Genomic DNA, 850 nt, shown 5'->3' with positions numbered 1-850 from the left:
GTCCAGCATCTCGCCCGCGCGCAGATTGCGCTTGGCCACTGCCGCGACGTCGCCGCGGAAGCCGCTGGCCTGGCCAGTCGGCTCGCCTCGCAGCGCCGCGGATAGCACCGAGATGTTCAGCTCGAGCCCGATCAGATGATAGGGCTTGTACATGGCTGCGAAGCGCCCGCTGGAATCGGTCTTGAGGCCGTATTGCCTGAAGCAGCCGGCGGCGTAGTCGTTCGGCGCCTCCAGCACGACATAGACGCCCCAGCGCAGGTCGCGAAACACCGGCCGTCCGTCGCGCTCCAGCGAGGAGACGACTTCGACCACGCCGGGTCGCTCCAGCACGCCTCCGCGCGAGCGCGGCCGCATGATGTGCGGCAGATCGTCGACGCCGCAGGGCGGAAACAGAAGGCCGTCCGCGGGCACGTCGAGAGCGCAGGCGTTCGCGATTGCGGCCATCTCGATCGCCGATTTGGTGCCGTCGAGAAACGAGTTGAACATCTGCGGATTCATGCCGGCCGACTGCGCTTCGCCTGCGGTCAGGCCGTAATGCTGCCAGACGCCGTCCGGCGTCACGTCGTGATAGGCCGGCAGATATTTCGTGCCCTTGCCGGCAGCCACGACGCGAAAACCGGTGGCGCGGGCCCAATCGACCATCTCCGCCGTCAGCGCCGGCTGGTCGCCATAGGCGAGCGAATAGACCACGCCCGCCTTGCGCGCTTCCTCGGCGAGCAGCGGGCCCGCAAGCACGTCGGCTTCGACATTCACCATCACGATATGCTTGCCCGCCGCGATCGCGGCGCGCGCATGCTTGATCCCCACGGCCGGATTGCCGGTCGCCTCCACCACCACGTCCATCGCGCCG

General features: G+C 68.1%; 1 pseudogene. It reads right to left on the bottom strand.

Annotation, left to right across the window (positions count from 1 at the left end):
* Positions 1–850 (bottom strand): annotated as a pseudogene (locus MOV75_RS40035) (flagellar biosynthesis protein FlgA); the annotation flags it as partial.

It is taken from the genome of Bradyrhizobium sp. PRIMUS42 (assembly GCF_023006515.1).
GTDB lineage: Bacteria > Pseudomonadota > Alphaproteobacteria > Rhizobiales > Xanthobacteraceae > Bradyrhizobium.
Note: the sequence above shows the minus strand (reverse complement) of the source record. Positions and strands in the feature narration are given on the sequence as shown.